This window comes from Sphingomonas crocodyli, from assembly GCF_004005865.1.
GTDB classification, from domain to species: Bacteria; Pseudomonadota; Alphaproteobacteria; order Sphingomonadales; family Sphingomonadaceae; genus Rhizorhabdus; species Rhizorhabdus crocodyli.
Genome location: NZ_SACN01000001.1, coordinates 2,005,235 through 2,021,729, shown reverse-complemented (window position 1 = coordinate 2,021,729; position 16,495 = coordinate 2,005,235). Strand labels below are relative to the sequence as shown.

The following is a 16,495-nucleotide window of genomic DNA, read 5'->3' as shown; positions in this document are numbered from 1 at the left end:
GGGCGGCCCTTTTCTTTGCCTACCGCGCCCGCAAGGTCGCCAGCGCCGCCGCGACCTCGGCGGGGCCATAGGGCTTCGCCACGACCGGCACATTGCCGAAGCGATCGCCAAGCTGGCTCTGTTCGCCATAACCGCTGGCGAACACGAAGGGCACGCCCAGTTCGGCCAGTTCTTCCGCGACGGGAATGCTGGTCTCCGCGCCCAGATTGATGTCGAGAACCGCGAAATCGGGCACGCCGTCGGCAATCGCCTCGCGCGCCAGACGCACCGAACCCGCGCTGACGACGGTTTCGGCGCCCAGACGGCGCAGCGTATCTTCGATATCAAGCGCGATCAGCATGCTGTCTTCGACCAGCAGCACCGTCTTGGGGAAATCATCGACCTTCGTGACGGCCTTGCCGACATCGGTCGCCTTGAGCGCGTTGAGCGTCCCCGTCCCAACCGTCACATAGCGCGACGGGATCATGAACTCGGCCTCGAACCCGGTAAGCTTGTAGTCGACGCGCGAACGGCCACCCAGATCATATTCGATCGACCGTTCGATGATCGTCGTTCCGAAGCCCTTGCGCATCGGCGCCTGCACCGGCGGCCCACCGCTTTCGCGCCACATGACGAGCAGATCGCCCTCGACATCGACGCCCCAGCGCAGCTCGACCGTGCCATGATCGCCCAGCGCGCCATATTTGGCGGCGTTGGTGATCAGTTCGTGGAGGACGAGCGCGAAGGTGTTGAACGCCACCGGATCGAGCGAGACTTCCGGCCCCGAAATCCGGATGCGATCTTCCTTGCCGCCAACATAGGCCGCAGCCTCCGCGCGAACGAGTGGCTCGATCTCCACCGCGCCCCATTGCTTGGTCGTCAGCTGATCATGCGCGCGCGCGATCGCCTGCACCCGCCCTTCGAGCGTGGTGACGAAATCCTCATAGGTGTCGGTCGCCCCCTGCGTGCGCGAAATGAGGCTACGCACGAGGCTGAGGATGTTGCGAACGCGGTGGTTGAGCTCGGCGATCAGCAATTCCTGCCGTTCGCGCGCCCGCACCTGATCGGTCTGGCGGCCTTCGGACAGCAGCAGGATCACCTCGAGCAGCGAGGTGCGCACCGCCTCCGCCACGCGCCGTTCGGGCGCGGTGAAGGGTTCGCTGACGCCCTGGACCAGCTGGCGCCACGCCTCGAAGCTCTTGCGCGGCGACAGGCGAATGCCCTCGGCATCCTCCTCCAGTGCCTTTTGCGGATCGCCCGCCCAGCGCACCGTCTTGATCTTTTCGCCACGGAACAGGACGACATAATCGCGGGGGCTTCGCGAGATCGGGATCGCGATCATCCCCGCCGCGCGCTCCGAATAATCGGCGGCCGGCGGATGCAGCTTCGACAGATTGTCGCTGGCGACGATCGCGGAGGCCGCCCCGCGCCCGAGATCGCGGATCAGGGTACGGAACTGCCCCTCGTCCGGCGCCATGCCCGACAGCGCGATCCGCCCGTCGAGATAGACGCCGACTCCGTCGTTCGGAATGGCGGAGGAGATCGTATCGGCGATCCATTCCGGATTGCTCAGCAGATCGGCGTCCTGCGCCAGAACCGCCATCAGCCGATCGGTGATCGCACGCGACCTTTGTTCATATTCCGACGCTTCGGCCCGCTCGCGCGATTCCAGCATCATCGAGAACATGCGCCCGAACAGTTCGGCGGCCGTCCGCTGCTCCAGCGTCGGGCGCAGCGTGGAATAATGGTGGCAGGCGATCAGCCCCCACAATTTGCCCTCGGCCATGATCGAGATCGACAGCGAGGCGCGCACGCCCATGTTGCGCAGATATTCGACATGGACCGGCGAGACCGAGCGCAGCACCGACATCGACAGATCGAGCGGCTGCCCCTGCAGATCGAGTTCGGGCAGCACCGGCGCGCCGCGATCGTCGATATCGGCGATCAGGCGCAGGAAGTTGCGACGATAGAGCGCGCGTGCCTGCCGCGGAATGTCGGTCGCCGGATAATGGAGACCCAGGAAGGATTCGCGGCGCGGCGCGACCGCTTCGGCGACCACCTCGCCCGCCTCATCCTGATCGAAGCGATAGAGCATCACGCGATCATAGCCGGTGATCGCGCGGATCTGCCGCACGCCGCTGAGGAAGAAGTTCTGCATCGAGCTGGAGCTCGACTGGCGCATCAGCATCGATCGGACGGTGATGCCGATATCCTCATGCCCCGCCGGGCCGCTCGGCTCGCCTTCGATAACGATCAGGCTGCGCATGAAGTGCAGCGCGATGTCATATTCGGGCAGGTCGTCGCGCAGCTTGATACGCAGCAGGCGTTCGACGCTGTCCTCGCCCTGCAGATAGGCGATGCGGTTGCGGATATCGTGGACGGCCTGTTCGGAAAACAGCTGGTCGAGCGGCTTGCCAACCGGATCTTCGCCCGGCGCGCCGATATGGTCTGCCAGATTGGCCGAATAGCGGCTGACCAGCCAGTCGGCGCTGACCGCGATCAGGAAACCGAAGCTCTGGACAAGACCGAGAAGGTGGATGGGTTCACGATCGCAGACCGTCAGGTCTGGCTGCTGCTCGAAATCACTCAAGAGAACTTACCTCAATCGTGCGCCACGGAGCGCGCCGTCGCATGGAAGGCACGCTCGAACAGGTCAAACGTCGCCGTGGCGTCGGCGAGGACAGTCGTGTCGCTAGCATCGTTACGCGGGTGCGACTGTAGAATAGTGGACAGTGCCTTCCACGAACTCAGATCGCTCGATGCCGTAAAATAGGCCCCCGCACTTTCGATCAGATCGGGCGCACGCTCCGCCAGATCGCGCAGCAATACGGTCGATCCGAGCCGCGATCCTTCGAGGACGTAGCGCATGCCCAGCGACCCGGCGTCGGGCGTCTCGACACCCTCCACCTTCGCCGGCCGTGGCACGCCCAGTCTATCGAGATCGGCGCGCACCCCGGCGAGCCGCGCCTGCGACGGCGCATCGAGAACGGGCGCCAGCGTTTCCCACGCCGCCGCCTGCGCCGTCAGGAAACGGGTATAGCCTTCGGGGGTCGCCAGATCGCAGCTTCCGAACAGGGCATCGACACGGTCATGCGCGATGCGCGTGGCGCTGCGCAGCAGATCGCGAAGCGACGGGGCGGTATCGATGTCAGGCAAGATAATCCTTCCGGGGCGCCGTTCGGGCGACCGGGCATGGCACAGACCCGACGCCTGCGCAAATGACGCAGATTAGCCGCGCGGACCGGAAACGAAACGATCCCCACCGCGTTCGACGGCGACTATGCATGACGTGACGACGGATAGCGTGACGACGATAAGGGTGCCGATGACCGGCGATTCCACCCAGCCCAGCCTGCTCCGCCCCGGCGAGAATTGCTGGCGTATCGAACAGGCCGATCGCCTGTCGGTGATCGTCGACGCGGCCGATTACTTTCGCGTTGTTCGCGACGCGATGATGGGCGCGAAGGAACAGATATTGCTGGTGGGCTGGGACGTGGATCCGCGCATCCTGCTCGACCCCACCGAGGAGGATGGCGAGACGCCGAACTGCCTGGCCGACTTCATCCCCTGGCTGGTGAAGCGGCGGCCCGAACTGCGCATCCACCTGCTCATCTGGAACATGGGTTTCTTCAAGATGGTGGTGCGCGGCGGCAAGGCGATCTTCCAGCTCGCCCGCTGGCGGATGACGCGCAATGTCGAGATACGCTTCGACAGCAGCCAGCCCATCGGCGCGACCCATCATCAGAAGATCGTCGTGATCGACGACAGCATCGCCTTTTGCGGCGGGATCGACATGACGTCCGATCGCTGGGACACGCCCGAACATCTGGACGACCAGCCCTATCGCAGGCTGCCCGGCGGCAGCGCCTATATGGCGTGGCACGATACCGCGACGGCGGTGGACGGGGCGGCCGCGAAGGCGCTGGGCGAACTGGCGCGCGAACGCTGGCATCTGGGAACTAGACGTCACCTGCCCGCCCCCACACCGCATGCGGCGCCGTGGCCCGAGCGGCTCGGCGTGTTGATGGAGGATCGCGGCATCGCGGTCTCGCGCACCGTACCCAAGACCGAGAAGACCGCCGAGACGCGCGAGATCGAGGCGCTCTATGTCGACATGATCGCGGCGGCGAAGCACTTCATCTACGCCGACAACCAATATTTCGCGTCGCGCAGCGTGGCCGAGGCGATGGCGAAGCGGCTGGGCGAGAAGCACGGGCCCGAGATCGTGATCGTCAACCCGGAGAGCGCCGACGGCTGGCTGCAGGAAGCGGCGATGGGCAGCGCGCGCGCCGAACTGATGCAGGCGCTGATCGAGGCGGACAAATATGATCGCTTCCAGATATACACCCCCGTCACCGCGGCCGGGAAACCGATCTACGTCCATTCGAAGCTGATGATCGTCGATGATCGCATCCTGCGGGTGGGGTCGTCGAATATGAACAACCGGTCGATGGGCCTCGACAGCGAATGCGACATCGCGACCGAATGCCCCGATGTCGATCCGGCGATCCGCCATCTGCGCGAGACGCTGATGGCCGAACATCTGGGCACGACGCGCGAGGCGGTGGCCGAGGGATGCAGCCACAGCAAGTCGTTGATCGCGACGATCGACGCGCTGCGCGGACACGGCAAGACGCTGATCCCCTTCGATCCGCCCGAGATCAGCGACGCGACCGCCGCATTCGGCGCGAGCGGGCTGCTCGATCCGGAATCGGTCGATGAGAGGTTCGAGCCGCTGTCGGGGCGCGGGCTGTTCCGCGGGTTCCTGCGCCGGGGTACGCGTGAATTGTGGAACGATCTGCGCGAACGCCGCCGTCAGCGTCGCGAGCGCAATCGCGGACGCTGGCGTCGCAAGCTGCGAAAGCTCATAGACCGGATGCAATGACCGATCGCCCTGCTCCCGACCGATCCTCCCCCGCCCAGCAGCGCTTCGAGGATGCGGCGCGGGCGGCGGACATGAAGCCGGAGAACCGCTGGGTCGAAGGCTATGCCGATTATGAGTGGGATCATCTGCGCCCGCTGATCCAGGCCTATGGCCTCGATCTGGCGGGCAAGGACGTGCTCGAATTCGGCTGTAATGTCGGCGGATCGGCGGTGGTGCTGGCGGCGCTGGGCGCGCGGTTGACCGCGATCGACATCGACGCCGCGACGATCGCGGTCGCGCGTGCCAATCTCGACCGGCACGGCTTCGATGCAGCGACCACGCTCCATGTCCCCAATACACGCACGATCCCGCTGCCCGACGGCGGCTATGACCTGATCCTCGCCAACAGCGTGCTGGAATATGTGCCCGCCGATTGGTTGCCGCAGGTAATCGGGGAGTTTCACCGGCTGTTGCGGCCGGGCGGTCATCTGCTGATCTGCGGCACCGCAAGCCGGCTGTCGCCGATCGAGCTGCACAGCCGCCGCTGGGGGATCAACTGGCTGCCGCGCGCGATCCTGCCGGGCGAGCAGAGGGGCCTCGGCCCGATCGCCTTGGCGAAGGCGGTGCGCGGGCGGTTCGTCGATGCCAGCGGCGATCATTGGGTTGCGGCCCGCCGGGCGATCCACGGTCGCCTGTCGCCGATCAATCGCGCCATCGCGGCTCTGGCCCGCAGCCCCGGCTGGGTCGCGCCCTATATCGAACTGCTGCTGCGCAAGCCCTGAAACGCAAGAAGCGGCCCGACCCCATCGGGTCGGACCGCTCCTTTGCGTTGGTTATGAAATCGCTGGCTTAGTGCGCCATCGACTTCACGATTTCCTCGACCATCTTCTTGGCGTCGCCCAGAAGCATCATGGTGTTGTCCATGTAGAAGACGTCGTTGTCGACGCCGGCATAGCCGACACCGCCCATCGAGCGCTTCACGAACAGCACGGTCTTAGCGTTGGCGACGTCGAGGATCGGCATGCCGTAGATCGGCGAGGTCTTGTCGGTCTTCGCCGCCGGGTTGGTCACGTCGTTGGCGCCGATGACGAAGGCGACGTCGGTCTGCGAGAATTCGCTGTTGATGTCCTCCAGCTCGAACACCTCGTCATAAGGCACGTTCGCTTCGGCGAGCAGCACGTTCATATGGCCCGGCATACGACCCGCAACGGGGTGGATCGCATACTTCACCTTGACGCCCTCGGCCTTCAGCAGATCGCCCATTTCGCGCAGGACGTGCTGCGCCTGGCTGACGGCCATGCCGTAACCCGGAACGATGACGACCTGTTCGGCCTGCCCCATCAGGAAGGCTGCGTCTTCGGCCGAACCGCGCTTCCAGGGGCGCTGTTCCTTGGCCTCGCCACCACCCGAACCGGCATCGTCGGCGCCGAAGCCACCCGCGATAACGCTGATGAAGCTGCGGTTCATCGCGCGGCACATGATGTAGCTGAGGATCGCGCCCGACGAGCCGACCAGCGCGCCGGTGATGATCATCGCCGTGTTGTGCAGCGTGAAACCCATCGCGGCAGCCGCCCAGCCCGAATAGCTGTTCAGCATCGACACGACCACCGGCATATCCGCGCCGCCGATCGGGATGATCAGCAGGAAGCCGATGATGAAGCTGAGCACCACGATCGCGATGAACAGTTCGGGCGTGTTCAGGTGGAACAGGCCGACCAGCACGACGATCGCGGCGAGCGTGCCGAGATTGATGATGTGGCGGCCCGGCAGCATGATCGGCTTGCCGCCCATGTTGCCGTTCAGCTTCAGGAAGGCGATGACCGAACCCGAGAAGGTGATCGCACCGATCGCGACGCCCAGGCCCATTTCGATCCGGCTGACCTGCAGGATGTCAGTGCCCGTCGCGTCGAGGACGTGGAACGCCTCCGGATTCATATAGGCCGCGATCGCGACCAGAACCGCCGCGAGGCCGACCAGCGAGTGGAAGGCGGCCACGAGCTGCGGCATGTCCGTCATCGCGATTTTCTTCGCGGTCACGAAACCGATCACGCCGCCAATGGCGATCGCGATCAGGATTTCGGGCAGCGACGCGATTTCATGCGTGACCAGGGTCGTGACGACCGCGATCAGCATGCCGGCCATGCCGAAGCGGTTGCCACGGCGCGAGCTGGCGGGGCTGGAAAGCCCACGCAGCGCGAGGATGAAGAGTACCCCGGAAACGAGGTAGGCGAGGCTTACCCAGGCGGGTGCAGCGGCGACTTCGTGCATTTATTGGTCCCCCAAAGTCACCGGGCCTCAGCCCTTCTTCTCTTTTTTCTTGTACATGGCGAGCATCCGTTCGGTGACCGCGAAGCCGCCGAAGATGTTGACGCTGGCCATCACGACCGCGCCCAGGCCCAGATATTTCGCGATGACGCTGCCCGCGGCGGCGCTGGCCACCAGCGCGCCGACGATGATCACCGACGAAATGGCGTTGGTCACCGCCATCAGCGGCGTGTGCAGCGCCGGCGTAACCGACCAGACGACGTAATAGCCGACGAAGCAGGCCATCACGAAGATCGACAGGATCGAGATGAAATCCATATGGTGTCCCCTTAACCCTGCGATCAGCCGTTGAGCCGCGCGTTGACGACCTTGCCGTCCTTGGTCAGCCGGATCGCGTCGCCGATTTCCTCGTCGAGCACCGGCGCGTTCTTTTCCTTGTCCCAGAAGGCGGACAGGAAGTTGAACAGGTTGCGCGAGAACAGAGCCGAGCTGTCGGCGGCGAGCAGGCCCGCCATGTTCTTCGCACCGACGATCTTGACGCCGTGCTTGACGACGGTTTCGCCCGCCACGACGCCTTCCACGTTGCCGCCGCTTTCGGCCGCCATGTCGACGATCACCGAACCCGCGCGCATCGTCGCGATCTGCGCGTCGCTGATCAGGCGCGGCGCGGGCCGGCCCGGAATCAGTGCGGTCGTGATCACGATGTCCTGCTTGGCGATGTGCGACGACACCAGTTCGGCCTGCGCCTTCTGATATTCTTCGCTCATCTCGGTCGCGTAACCGCCCGAACCTTCGCCTTCGATGCCCTTGACGCTCTCGACGAAGATCGGCTTGGCGCCGAGCGACTGGATCTGCTCCTTGGTCGCAGAGCGCACGTCGGTCGCCGAAACCTGCGCACCCAGGCGGCGCGCGGTCGCGATCGCCTGAAGCCCCGCAACGCCGACACCCATCACGAACGCCTTGGCGGCCGAAACCGTGCCCGCCGCGGTCATCATCATCGGGAAGGCGCGGCCATATTCGTTCGCCGCGACCAGAACGGCCTTGTAGCCCGCCAGGTTCGACTGCGACGACAGGATATCCATCGACTGCGCACGCGTGATGCGCGGCATGAACTCCATCGCCAGCGCTTCATAGCCCTTGGCCGCATAGGCATCGACCTTCGGCCGATCCCCGAACGGGTTCAGGCTGGCGACGATCCATGCGCCCGGCTTGGCACCGCCCAGGCTTTCCGGATCCGGACCCTGGATGCCGAACACGATGTCCGCGCCCGCCAGCGTCGCCGCCCGGTCGCCGACCTTGGCGCCCGCATTGCTGTAATCCGCGTCGGCAATCGACGCATGCTCACCCGCGCCGGCCTCGACCGCCATTTCGGCACCGAGGGCGATGAACTTCTTCACCGTCTCCGGGGTTGCCGAAACGCGCGTTTCGCCGGGCGCGCCCTCCTTGAGGACCGCGATCTTCATCCGAGCTTACTTCGGCGCGATGAGGATGACGACGAGCAGACCGACCAGCGAGCTGGCAATGGTCCCCACCTTAATCAGGGTAACAAACCCCGAAAAAGTGCGGTTATGGGCCTTATAATCCATCGGAGCGCCCTTGTCGGCCATGATGTCCCCCGTAATTTGTGGTCGTTTCGTATGCCGGGCGCCTTCTAACCATGCGCAGCGATCGCCTCAAGTGAAAGGTTTCTGGTCAGTAGTGCATTTTCGGAATGGCGGATTTCGGCTTAACCAAAGCTCAAGGGGTATGGGGTTAGGCGTTTCGGCGTCATGGGGACTTTGGCCAAAACTGCTCCCGCACGGGGGCTGCTGCTGATCGACGATCAGCCAGCGCAGGGTAGCCTGATCGCCGCAATGGCGGGTCGGGCGAACTGGCGCGTCTCGCGCGCGCCCGACGTAAACGCCGCTCTCAGGATCGCCGACAGCGGGCGCGAGCGGATCGACGCCGTCCTGATGGACGTGTGGTCGCCCGACGCCGACACTGCAGGCGCCATCGCCCAGATGCGCCGCCACTGGCCGCATCTGCCCGTTGTCGTGATGACCGCGCAGGACAGCGCCCGTCTGGCGATCAGCGCGATCCGCGCCGGCGCGAGCGATTTCGTGATCAAGCCGATCGCCCCCGATCGCCTGCTCGCCGCCCTAGACCACGCCACCACCCGCGGCGTCGACGGCGAACTCCGCCCGCTCGCCGAAAAGCCGCAAGCCAGCCTCGACTTCGCGTCGATGATCGGCAGCGCGCCCTGCTTCCGCGATCTCGTCGAAAGCGCGATGCGCGTCGCGCCCACCCCCGCCCCCGTCCTGATCGAAGGTGAAAGCGGCGTCGGCAAGGAGGTGCTCGCGCAGGCGATCCACCGCGCGAGCCCGCTGGGCGCGCAGCCGCTCGTCACCGTCAATTGCGGCGCAATCCCCGCCAACCTCGTCGAATCCGAACTGTTCGGGCATGAGCGCGGCGCCTTCACCGGCGCCTTCGAACGTCGCCTGGGCAAGTTCGCGATCGCCGATGGCGGCACGATCTTCCTCGACGAAATCGGCGATCTGCCGCTCGACGCGCAGGTCAAGCTGCTGCGCGTGCTGCAATCGGGCGAGATTCAGCCGATCGGCGCGCGCATGCCGCGCAACGTTTCGGTCCGCGTGATCGCGGCGACCAATTCGAAACTGGCGCAGGCCGTGTCGCAGGGGCGCTTCCGCGAAGACCTGTTCTACCGCCTTGCCGTCGTCCAGCTGACGATGCCGCCGCTGCGCGACCGGATCGAGGATCTGCCTGCGCTCGCCTGCGGCCTGCTGACCCGGATCGCCGAGCAGCTGGGCGCGAGCCGGCTGGGTATCGACAAGGGCGCGCTCGACCTGCTCGGCGCGTTCGACTGGCCGGGCAATGTCCGCCAGTTGCACAACGTGCTGTTCCGCGCGGCGATCTTCTGCCGCACAGGGACGCTCACCCGCGCCGATTTCCCGCACCTCGCCCGCTCGACCGCGACCGGCCCCGCCATCGCAATCGCCGACATGCCTGCGATCGACGCGCGCGAACCCGGCCCCTCGATCATCGACCCCTTCGCCGCCGACGGCCATGTCCGATCGATCGAAGCGATCGAGGCCGACATGATCCGCCTCGCGATCCACCGCTATGACGGGCGCATGACCGAAGTCGCCCGCCGCCTCGGCATCGGCCGCTCGACGCTGTATCGGAAACTGGCGGAACTCGGGATCAGCGCCTGAATAATCCTCCCCCGCCAGGGGGAGGTGGCGCCGAAGGCGACGGAGGGGGAGGACACGAAGCCTCCCGTTAGTCGCCGCCCTCCCCCTCCGTCAGCTAAAGCTGACACCTCCCCCTGGCGGGGGAGGATTCAAGGGATAGGCGGCGTCAGCGCCTCGTCGCGCATCCCGCGCCAGACGCGCAGCGCCTGCACCGTCTCCGCAACATCATGCACGCGCACGATCTGCGCGCCCAGCCCCGCGCCGTGCAGCGCCAGCGCGACCGAGCCGCCCAGCCTTTTCTCCACCGGCGCCTCGTTCGACAGCGCCCCGATCATCCGCTTGCGGCTTGCCCCCAACAGCAGCGGGCAGCCGAGGCCGTGGAACAGCGCCAGCCCGTTGAGCAGCGCGAGATTGTGGCGCAGCGACTTGCCGAAGCCGATGCCCGGATCGACGATGATCCGGCTGCGCGCGATCCCCGCCGCCTCGGCCGCCGCGATCCGCGCCTCCAGCCAGTCATAAACCTCGATCAGGACGTCGCCATAGGTCGGCCGCTCCTGCATCGTCTGGGGATCGCCCTGATGGTGCATCAGCACGACCGGGCAATCGCGCCCGGCCAGCAGCGGCGCCGACAAGGGATCCCACAGCAAAGCCGACACATCGTTGACGATGTGCGCGCCCTGCCCCAGCGACGCCTCCATCACCGCCGCCTTGCGCGTATCGATCGACACGATCGCGCCCGCCTTGGCGAGCCCCGCGACCACCGGCCGCACCCGCGCAATCTCATCGCCTTCCCACACCGGCTGCGCGCCCGGACGGGTGGATTCGCCGCCGACATCGACGATCGCCGCCCCCGCCTCGCCCATCGCGACGCCCGCCGCGACCGGATCGACATTCTTCCCGCCGTCCGAGAAGCTATCGGGGGTGATGTTCAAAATCCCCATCACCTGCGGCTGATCGAACCGCAGCACGCGTTCGCCGAGCATTACCGGCGGGCGCGGCGCCGTGATGCGCGCGATCGTCCGGCGGGCCATGTCGGCTTCGGCCGGAGATAAGGCGTCGACAAAGCGATCGATGCCATTGACCGGCACCAGTTGCTCGGCAATCCGCCGGCCGCCTTCGGCGCGGATCACTTCATAAGCGGAGAACCACAGCAGCCCGCCGGCGAGCCGCGCCACCTGTCCATCGCGCCCGAATGGCGCATCGACGAAGGCGGCGGGGCGGAGATAGATGGCCATCCCCGCCCTTTAGCGATTTCATTCGCCCGCGGCGAGGTGACGCTGGCGGACCGCGTCGATCGGTTCGAGGCCGTCGGGGCCTTCGATGTGCCAGAAGCTCCACCCGTTACAGGAAGGCGCGTTCTGGAGCTTTGCGCCCAGGCCGTGGATCGAGGCGGCGGTGCCGTCCGCGGTCGCGATCATCGCATCGGCGCGCACCGTCGCCTTCCAGCGGCGCTTGGCGTCGGTCAGCACGGTGCCCGCCGGGATCAGCCCGCTTTCGACCAGCAGGCCGAAGGCCACGCGCGGGGTCGCCTTCTTTTCGGGGATCGACAGCATCATGCTCTCGTCCAGCGGCAGGGTCGCTTCGATCCGCGCCTCGGCGACCTTGATATATTTGTCCTCACGCTCGATGCCGATCCAGCGGCGGCGCAGGCGGCGCGCGACCGCGCCCGTCGTGCCGGTGCCGAAGAAGGGATCGAGCACCAGATCGCCCGGCTCGGTGCAGGCCAGCATCACACGATAAAGCAGCGATTCCGGCTTCTGCGTCGGATGCGCCTTATGCCCGTCGTCGCCCTTCAGCCGCTCACCGCCCGAACAGATCGGCAGCGACCAGTCGCTGCGCATCTGGATGTCGTCGTTCAGCGCCTTCATCGTGCGATAGTTGAAGGTATATTTCGCCTTCTCCGCCTTCGAACACCAGATCAAAGTCTCGTGCGCATTGGTGAAGCGGGTGCCCTTGAAGTTCGGCATCGGGTTCGACTTGCGCCACACGATGTCGTTCAGGATCCAGAAGCCCTCGTCCTGCAGCGCGGTGCCGACGCGGAAGATGTTGTGATAGCTGCCGATCACCCAGATCGTGCCGTCATCCTTCAGGATACGGCGCGCTTCCTTCAGCCATGCGCGGGTGAAGCGATCATAGGCCGCGAACGTATCGAACTTGTCCCAATCGTCGTCGACCGCATCGACCTGGCTGCCGTCGGGACGGAACAGATCGCCGCCCAGCTGCAGATTGTACGGCGGATCGGCGAAGATCATGTCGACCGAACGATCGGGCAGCTTCGCCATTTCGGCGATGCAATCGCCACGCAGGATCGCGTTGAGCGGCAGGAAGCGGTCATCCGGCTTCGCCTTGGCGCGGGTGGCCGCGCGCGCGCTCCCCGCCTTGATCTTTTCCATTACGCCCATTGGTGTTCCCCCGATCTGATGGCGCATAGGTGAATCGTCGCGACTCTTCGGTCAAGAACAATCACTTGTACCGATTCGCGGAGATTCTGAATCAAAAAGAGAACGAAAAGAGTCCGGCACCGTATGTTGAGTCTCGCGCCACGGCGGAGACTCAACCCCTAGTGGTGTGGCGCGGCGGACTCACCTCGTCGATTTTGCCGGAACGCAGGCTTGTGGCCGTCGTTATGGACGGGGAGTGGGCAAAAGGGACCGGAGAGATGCTGCCTCCTGCCGTGCGCCGCTACGCCACCCCCGCATTGTTCGCGATCGGCGCGATCTTCGTCGGCGTCGTTGGCGGCACCGCCACCGTCAGTGGGATGAGCACCCAGCGTTTCGGATCGCAGGCGGTTGCCGCGGGCCTAGAGCATAACCCCTATGCGCCGGGCAGCGGCGGCTATGGCGAAGGCTATTACCAGCCCGCCGCCTATGACGAAGGGTGCAGCGGCTGTTCCGAACGCGACCTCGGCTATCGCTGGGCGGGCCGTCGCAATCTGGCCTCGCCGGATGAATGCCCGACCGACAGCTGGGGCTTCAACCGGGGGTGCATCGCCTATTTTCGGGATGTGACGGGGGTCTAGTCACACCCTCCCCACTCTAATTACTCCGCCGCGAACATGTTGTACTGCGCGACCGGCGCGAAGCTGCGGCGGTGGAGCGGGGTCGGGCCGAGGCGGCGAAGCCCGTCGAGATGCGCGGGTGTGCCGTAACCCTTGTTCGACGACCAGCCATAGCCGGGATGGACCGCATCATGTTCGATCATGATGCGGTCGCGTTCTTCCTTCGCGATGATCGATGCCGCCGCGATCGACAGGCACAGGGCGTCGCCGCCCACCACCGCGACCGAACGGTGCGACCATTTCGGGCAGCGATTGCCGTCGACCAGGATCATTGCGGGCGCGATCGACAGCGCCGCCACGGCGCGCTCCATCGCGAGCATCGATGCCCACAATATGTTGATCTCGTCGATCTCCTCGACGCTCGCGATACCGATGCCAACGCGCGCGCAGGCCATGATCTCGGCACATAGCCGCGCCCGCGCTTCGGCGCTCAATTTCTTGGAATCGTTGATGCCCGCGGGCACGCAATCGCGATCGAGGATCACCGCGGCCGCAACCACCGGCCCCGCCAGCGGACCGCGACCGGCCTCGTCGACCCCGGCGAGCGGCATGGGATGTGCGATTTCCAGTTCGAAATTTGGCCCCTTCATGGGGCCGTCCTAGCGGCTAGCTCAGGCGACTTCCAGCAGGTGCACGCTGAACAGCTGCGCATCGTCGGTCCAGACGCGACGGGCCGTGAAGCCGGCTTCGGCCGCGAGCGCCTGAAAACCGTCGATGTGATATTTCCAGCTATCCTCGATATGAATCGCCTCGCCCTCCGCAATCGGGAAACGATGATGATCGAGGTGGACGGTCTGATCGGCCTGCGAGACCAGATCGATCCCGACCCGGCCCGTATCCGCATGATAGACCGCGCGGTGGCGGAAGCGCGACACGTCGAAATCGGTGCCGAGTTCGCGATTGGCACGCGCCAGCATGTTCAGGCTGAACCGCGCCGTCACACCTTGCGCATCGTCATAGGCCGGTTCGAGGATCGCGGCATCCTTGCGCAGATCGACGCCGATGATCATCAGCGCGCCCTGCCCCAGCCTCTGCGCCCATTGGGTGAGGAAGGCGAGCGCATCGGGCGGCGTCAGATTGCCGATCGTCGACCCCGGATAGAAGCAGACGCGCGGCCCGCCGCCATCGTTGGCCGGCAGATCGAATTCCTGCGCGAAATCGGCGCACACTGCCTCGACCTGCAGCGCGGGGTATCGCTGCTGGATCGCCTGCGCCGCGCCGAGCAGATGTTCGCGGGAAATATCGATCGGCACATAGCTGCGCGGCGCATCGAGCGCGTCGAGCAGCAGGCCGATCTTGGCGCTCGATCCGCTGCCCAGTTCGACGATCTGCGCATTGGGGCCGATCGCCGCCGCCATCTCGGCCGCATGCGCGCCAAGAATGCCGATCTCGGTCCGCGTCGGATAATATTCGGGCAGTTCGCAGATCCGATCGAACAACAGCGAACCCGATGCATCGTAGAGGAAGCGGCACGGGATCGACTTGGCCGGTGCCGACATGCCCGCGATCAAGGCCGCGCGGAAATCGTCCTGCGGCGGCTCATGGTCGTGGAAACGGACGAGGCCCAGCGCATCGGGGCGGGTCGCCAACAGATCAAGCTTCATCGGCGAGCCTCACTCCGGCAAAGGCCCAGCGCGCGGCGGGCGGGAAGAAGTTTCGGTAGGTCGATCGCGCATGACCCGGCGGCGTTATGCAGGCGCCGCCGCGCAGCACCATCTGCCCCGACATGAACTTGCCGTTATATTCGCCCGTCGCGTCGTCGGCCGGTCGGAAACCGGGATAGGGCGCATAGGCGCTGGCGGTCCATTGCCACAAAGCGCCCGCCATCTGGCGCAGCCCGGTGCCGGTTGCGGGCCGGGGGTCGATCGAGGCGCCGGTCGGCTCGGGCGCGACGCTGCGCGCGGCGACCTCCCACTCCGCCTCGGTCGGCAGGCGCTTGCCCGCCCAGCGCGCGAAAGCATCCGCCTCATAAAAACTGATGTGACTTACCGGCGCGGCCGGATCGATCGGCTGTTCGCCGTGCAGGGTGAAGATGCGCCGTTCGTCGCGCCAGTAGAGCGGCGACCGCCACCCTTCGGCGCCGACAGTCGCCCAGCCATCCGACAGCCACAGGGTCGGGGTCGAATAGCCGCCATCCTCGATAAAGGCGTCCCATTCGCCATTGGTGACGAGGCGGTCGGCAAGACGGAACGGCTCGATCCACTGGCGATGGCGCGGACCTTCATTGTCGAAGGCGAAGCCTGCGCCGTCATGCCCGATCTCGATCAGCCCGCCATCGAAGCGGGTCCAACCGCCCTCGCCGCCCACCGCCGACGCTTCCGCCGGTGGGGCATAAGCGGGTGCGATCGCGTTCATCGAGAAAGCGTGCTTGATGTCCATCAGGATCAGTTCCTGATGCTGCTCCTCATGGTTGAGACCCAGTTCGATCAGGTCGGCGGGAAGCCCGTCGATCCGCGCGAGCATCGCGCGATCGACATGCGCGCGATAGGCCATGATCTCGGCCACCGTAGGCCGGCTGAGCAGCCCGCGCTGCGGGCGCGGATGGCGCGCACCGATCGCGTCATAATAGCTGTTGAACAGGAATTTGTAGGCGGGATCGAACGGCCGATAGGCGGGATCGCGCGCCAGCAGGAAGGTTTCGAAGAACCAGCTGACATGCGCCAGATGCCACTTGGTCGGGCTGGCATCGGGCATCGACTGGAGCTGCTGATCCTCGGGGCTGAGCGGCGCGGCAATCGCCTCGCTGCGCGCACGGACCGTGCGATAGCGATCGGCGAGCGAGATACGCCCGCCCACATGCTCGCGATCAAGGATCACATCGTCGCGCAGATTTCCCCCGATCAGCATCCATTCCGAACGCGAAGCTTCTGAAATTGTTCCAAAAGATCAACGGTAGGGCGATTGATAACGCTCTTCGAAGATATGTCCGTATTTCTGCCAGAACTGCACGCTGGCGATCCCCAGCAGGATCATGGCCACGATCGTCATGATGATATCTTTTATAATTTTCGGCATCAGCCCCGGCCTCGCCCCCTTCGCACCTTATGCGCCCGCCGCCCGAATGCTGGCAAGTGCGCCATCGCGAAGACGAACGGGTCGTGCTACGCAGTTGCATATCGGCGACATATCTTGGGAAGC

At 65.6% G+C, this 16,495-nt stretch carries 15 protein-coding genes; 4 read left to right on the top strand and 11 right to left on the bottom strand.

The window, feature by feature from the left end; all coding sequences use genetic code 11:
• Positions 1 to 19: 19 nt before the first annotated feature.
• Together EOD43_RS09705 and EOD43_RS09700 are read right to left on the bottom strand one after the other, a co-directional pair.
• Positions 20 to 2,569: an HWE histidine kinase domain-containing protein gene (locus tag EOD43_RS09705; RefSeq protein WP_127743272.1), complete on the bottom strand. Its 2,550-nt coding sequence runs from the start codon at positions 2,567 to 2,569 to the stop codon at positions 20 to 22.
• Between the two features lie 11 nt (positions 2,570 to 2,580).
• Complete coding sequence (locus tag EOD43_RS09700; RefSeq protein ID WP_127743271.1) at positions 2,581 to 3,135, bottom strand: biliverdin-producing heme oxygenase; 555 nt, start codon at positions 3,133 to 3,135, stop codon at positions 2,581 to 2,583.
• 169 nt (positions 3,136 to 3,304) lie between these two features.
• Here EOD43_RS09700 and EOD43_RS09695 point away from each other — a divergent pair, with 169 nt between their 5' ends.
• Both EOD43_RS09695 and EOD43_RS09690 read left to right on the top strand, forming a co-directional pair.
• Positions 3,305 to 4,864, top strand: coding sequence for a phospholipase D-like domain-containing protein (locus EOD43_RS09695; protein ID WP_206363512.1), 1,560 nt, complete (start codon positions 3,305 to 3,307; stop codon positions 4,862 to 4,864).
• Positions 4,861 to 5,625 (top strand): class I SAM-dependent methyltransferase, encoded by a 765-nt coding sequence (locus EOD43_RS09690; protein ID WP_127743269.1) that lies wholly within the window; start codon positions 4,861 to 4,863, stop codon positions 5,623 to 5,625. The genes EOD43_RS09695 and EOD43_RS09690 overlap by 4 nt, the downstream gene beginning before the upstream one ends.
• Positions 5,626 to 5,692: 67 nt before the next feature.
• Here EOD43_RS09690 and EOD43_RS09685 read toward each other — a convergent pair whose 3' ends face one another.
• From EOD43_RS09685 to EOD43_RS09670, 4 genes are read right to left on the bottom strand one after another with little or no spacing between them, the layout of a single operon-like run.
• Positions 5,693 to 7,111, bottom strand: a complete 1,419-nt coding sequence (locus tag EOD43_RS09685) for an NAD(P)(+) transhydrogenase (Re/Si-specific) subunit beta (protein WP_127743268.1) — start codon at positions 7,109 to 7,111, stop codon at positions 5,693 to 5,695.
• Between the two features lie 27 nt (positions 7,112 to 7,138).
• Entirely contained in the window at positions 7,139 to 7,426 is a 288-nt protein-coding gene (locus EOD43_RS09680) for an NAD(P) transhydrogenase subunit alpha part 2 (RefSeq protein WP_127743267.1), read from the bottom strand.
• A gap of 23 nt (positions 7,427 to 7,449) precedes the next feature.
• Positions 7,450 to 8,571: an NAD(P) transhydrogenase subunit alpha gene (locus tag EOD43_RS09675; RefSeq protein ID WP_127743266.1), complete on the bottom strand. Its 1,122-nt coding sequence runs from the start codon at positions 8,569 to 8,571 to the stop codon at positions 7,450 to 7,452.
• A 6-nt stretch (positions 8,572 to 8,577) separates the two neighbouring features.
• Positions 8,578 to 8,715 (bottom strand): aa3-type cytochrome c oxidase subunit IV, encoded by a 138-nt coding sequence (locus tag EOD43_RS09670; RefSeq protein WP_127743265.1) that lies wholly within the window; start codon positions 8,713 to 8,715, stop codon positions 8,578 to 8,580.
• A gap of 171 nt (positions 8,716 to 8,886) precedes the next feature.
• Here EOD43_RS09670 and EOD43_RS09665 point away from each other — a divergent pair, with 171 nt between their 5' ends.
• Positions 8,887 to 10,320: a sigma-54-dependent transcriptional regulator gene (locus EOD43_RS09665; RefSeq protein WP_276318186.1), complete on the top strand. Its 1,434-nt coding sequence runs from the start codon at positions 8,887 to 8,889 to the stop codon at positions 10,318 to 10,320.
• 128 nt (positions 10,321 to 10,448) lie between these two features.
• Here the strand turns inward: EOD43_RS09665 and folP are convergent, their stop codons facing one another.
• Positions 10,449 to 11,534: a dihydropteroate synthase gene (gene folP / locus EOD43_RS09660; protein WP_127743263.1), complete on the bottom strand. Its 1,086-nt coding sequence runs from the start codon at positions 11,532 to 11,534 to the stop codon at positions 10,449 to 10,451.
• Between the two features lie 18 nt (positions 11,535 to 11,552).
• Positions 11,553 to 12,701: a site-specific DNA-methyltransferase gene (locus tag EOD43_RS09655; RefSeq protein WP_127744696.1), complete on the bottom strand. Its 1,149-nt coding sequence runs from the start codon at positions 12,699 to 12,701 to the stop codon at positions 11,553 to 11,555.
• Between the two features lie 257 nt (positions 12,702 to 12,958).
• Here EOD43_RS09655 and EOD43_RS09650 point away from each other — a divergent pair, with 257 nt between their 5' ends.
• On the top strand, positions 12,959 to 13,318 hold the full coding sequence (locus EOD43_RS09650; RefSeq protein WP_127743262.1) for a hypothetical protein: 360 nt from the start codon (positions 12,959 to 12,961) through the stop codon (positions 13,316 to 13,318).
• 20 nt (positions 13,319 to 13,338) lie between these two features.
• On the opposite strand, the gene EOD43_RS09645 is transcribed toward EOD43_RS09650, so the two are convergent.
• Genes EOD43_RS09645 through egtB form a run of 3 tightly spaced genes read right to left on the bottom strand, consistent with a single transcriptional unit; the run spans position 13,339 to position 16,204 of the window.
• Positions 13,339 to 13,947, bottom strand: a complete 609-nt coding sequence (locus EOD43_RS09645; RefSeq protein WP_127743261.1) for a ribonuclease HII — start codon at positions 13,945 to 13,947, stop codon at positions 13,339 to 13,341.
• 21 nt (positions 13,948 to 13,968) lie between these two features.
• The gene (gene egtD, locus EOD43_RS09640; protein WP_127743260.1) at positions 13,969 to 14,961 is read right to left on the bottom strand and encodes an L-histidine N(alpha)-methyltransferase; all 993 of its coding nucleotides are present in this window, start codon (positions 14,959 to 14,961) and stop codon (positions 13,969 to 13,971) included.
• Positions 14,951 to 16,204, bottom strand: a complete 1,254-nt coding sequence (gene egtB / locus EOD43_RS09635; protein ID WP_127743259.1) for an ergothioneine biosynthesis protein EgtB — start codon at positions 16,202 to 16,204, stop codon at positions 14,951 to 14,953. Before egtB ends, egtD begins: the two co-directional genes overlap by 11 nt.
• Positions 16,205 to 16,495: the final 291 nt, after the last annotated feature.

Excerpts from the sequence above, each read along its gene's own strand:
- EOD43_RS09695 (WP_206363512.1), top strand. The coding sequence starts at position 3,305 with ATGACCGGCGATTCCACCCAGCCCAGCCTGCTCCGCCCCGGCGAGAAT.
- folP (WP_127743263.1), bottom strand. The coding sequence starts at position 11,534 with ATGGCCATCTATCTCCGCCCCGCCGCCTTCGTCGATGCGCCATTCGGG.
- EOD43_RS09690 (WP_127743269.1), top strand. The coding sequence starts at position 4,861 with ATGACCGATCGCCCTGCTCCCGACCGATCCTCCCCCGCCCAGCAGCGC.
- EOD43_RS09685 (WP_127743268.1), bottom strand. The coding sequence starts at position 7,111 with ATGCACGAAGTCGCCGCTGCACCCGCCTGGGTAAGCCTCGCCTACCTC.
- egtD (WP_127743260.1), bottom strand. The coding sequence starts at position 14,961 with ATGAAGCTTGATCTGTTGGCGACCCGCCCCGATGCGCTGGGCCTCGTC.
- EOD43_RS09645 (WP_127743261.1), bottom strand. The coding sequence starts at position 13,947 with ATGAAGGGGCCAAATTTCGAACTGGAAATCGCACATCCCATGCCGCTC.
- EOD43_RS09655 (WP_127744696.1), bottom strand. The coding sequence starts at position 12,701 with ATGGGCGTAATGGAAAAGATCAAGGCGGGGAGCGCGCGCGCGGCCACC.
- egtB (WP_127743259.1), bottom strand. The coding sequence starts at position 16,204 with ATGCTGATCGGGGGAAATCTGCGCGACGATGTGATCCTTGATCGCGAG.
- EOD43_RS09675 (WP_127743266.1), bottom strand. The coding sequence starts at position 8,571 with ATGAAGATCGCGGTCCTCAAGGAGGGCGCGCCCGGCGAAACGCGCGTT.
- EOD43_RS09680 (WP_127743267.1), bottom strand. The coding sequence starts at position 7,426 with ATGGATTTCATCTCGATCCTGTCGATCTTCGTGATGGCCTGCTTCGTC.
- EOD43_RS09650 (WP_127743262.1), top strand. The coding sequence starts at position 12,959 with ATGCTGCCTCCTGCCGTGCGCCGCTACGCCACCCCCGCATTGTTCGCG.
- EOD43_RS09670 (WP_127743265.1), bottom strand. The coding sequence starts at position 8,715 with ATGGCCGACAAGGGCGCTCCGATGGATTATAAGGCCCATAACCGCACT.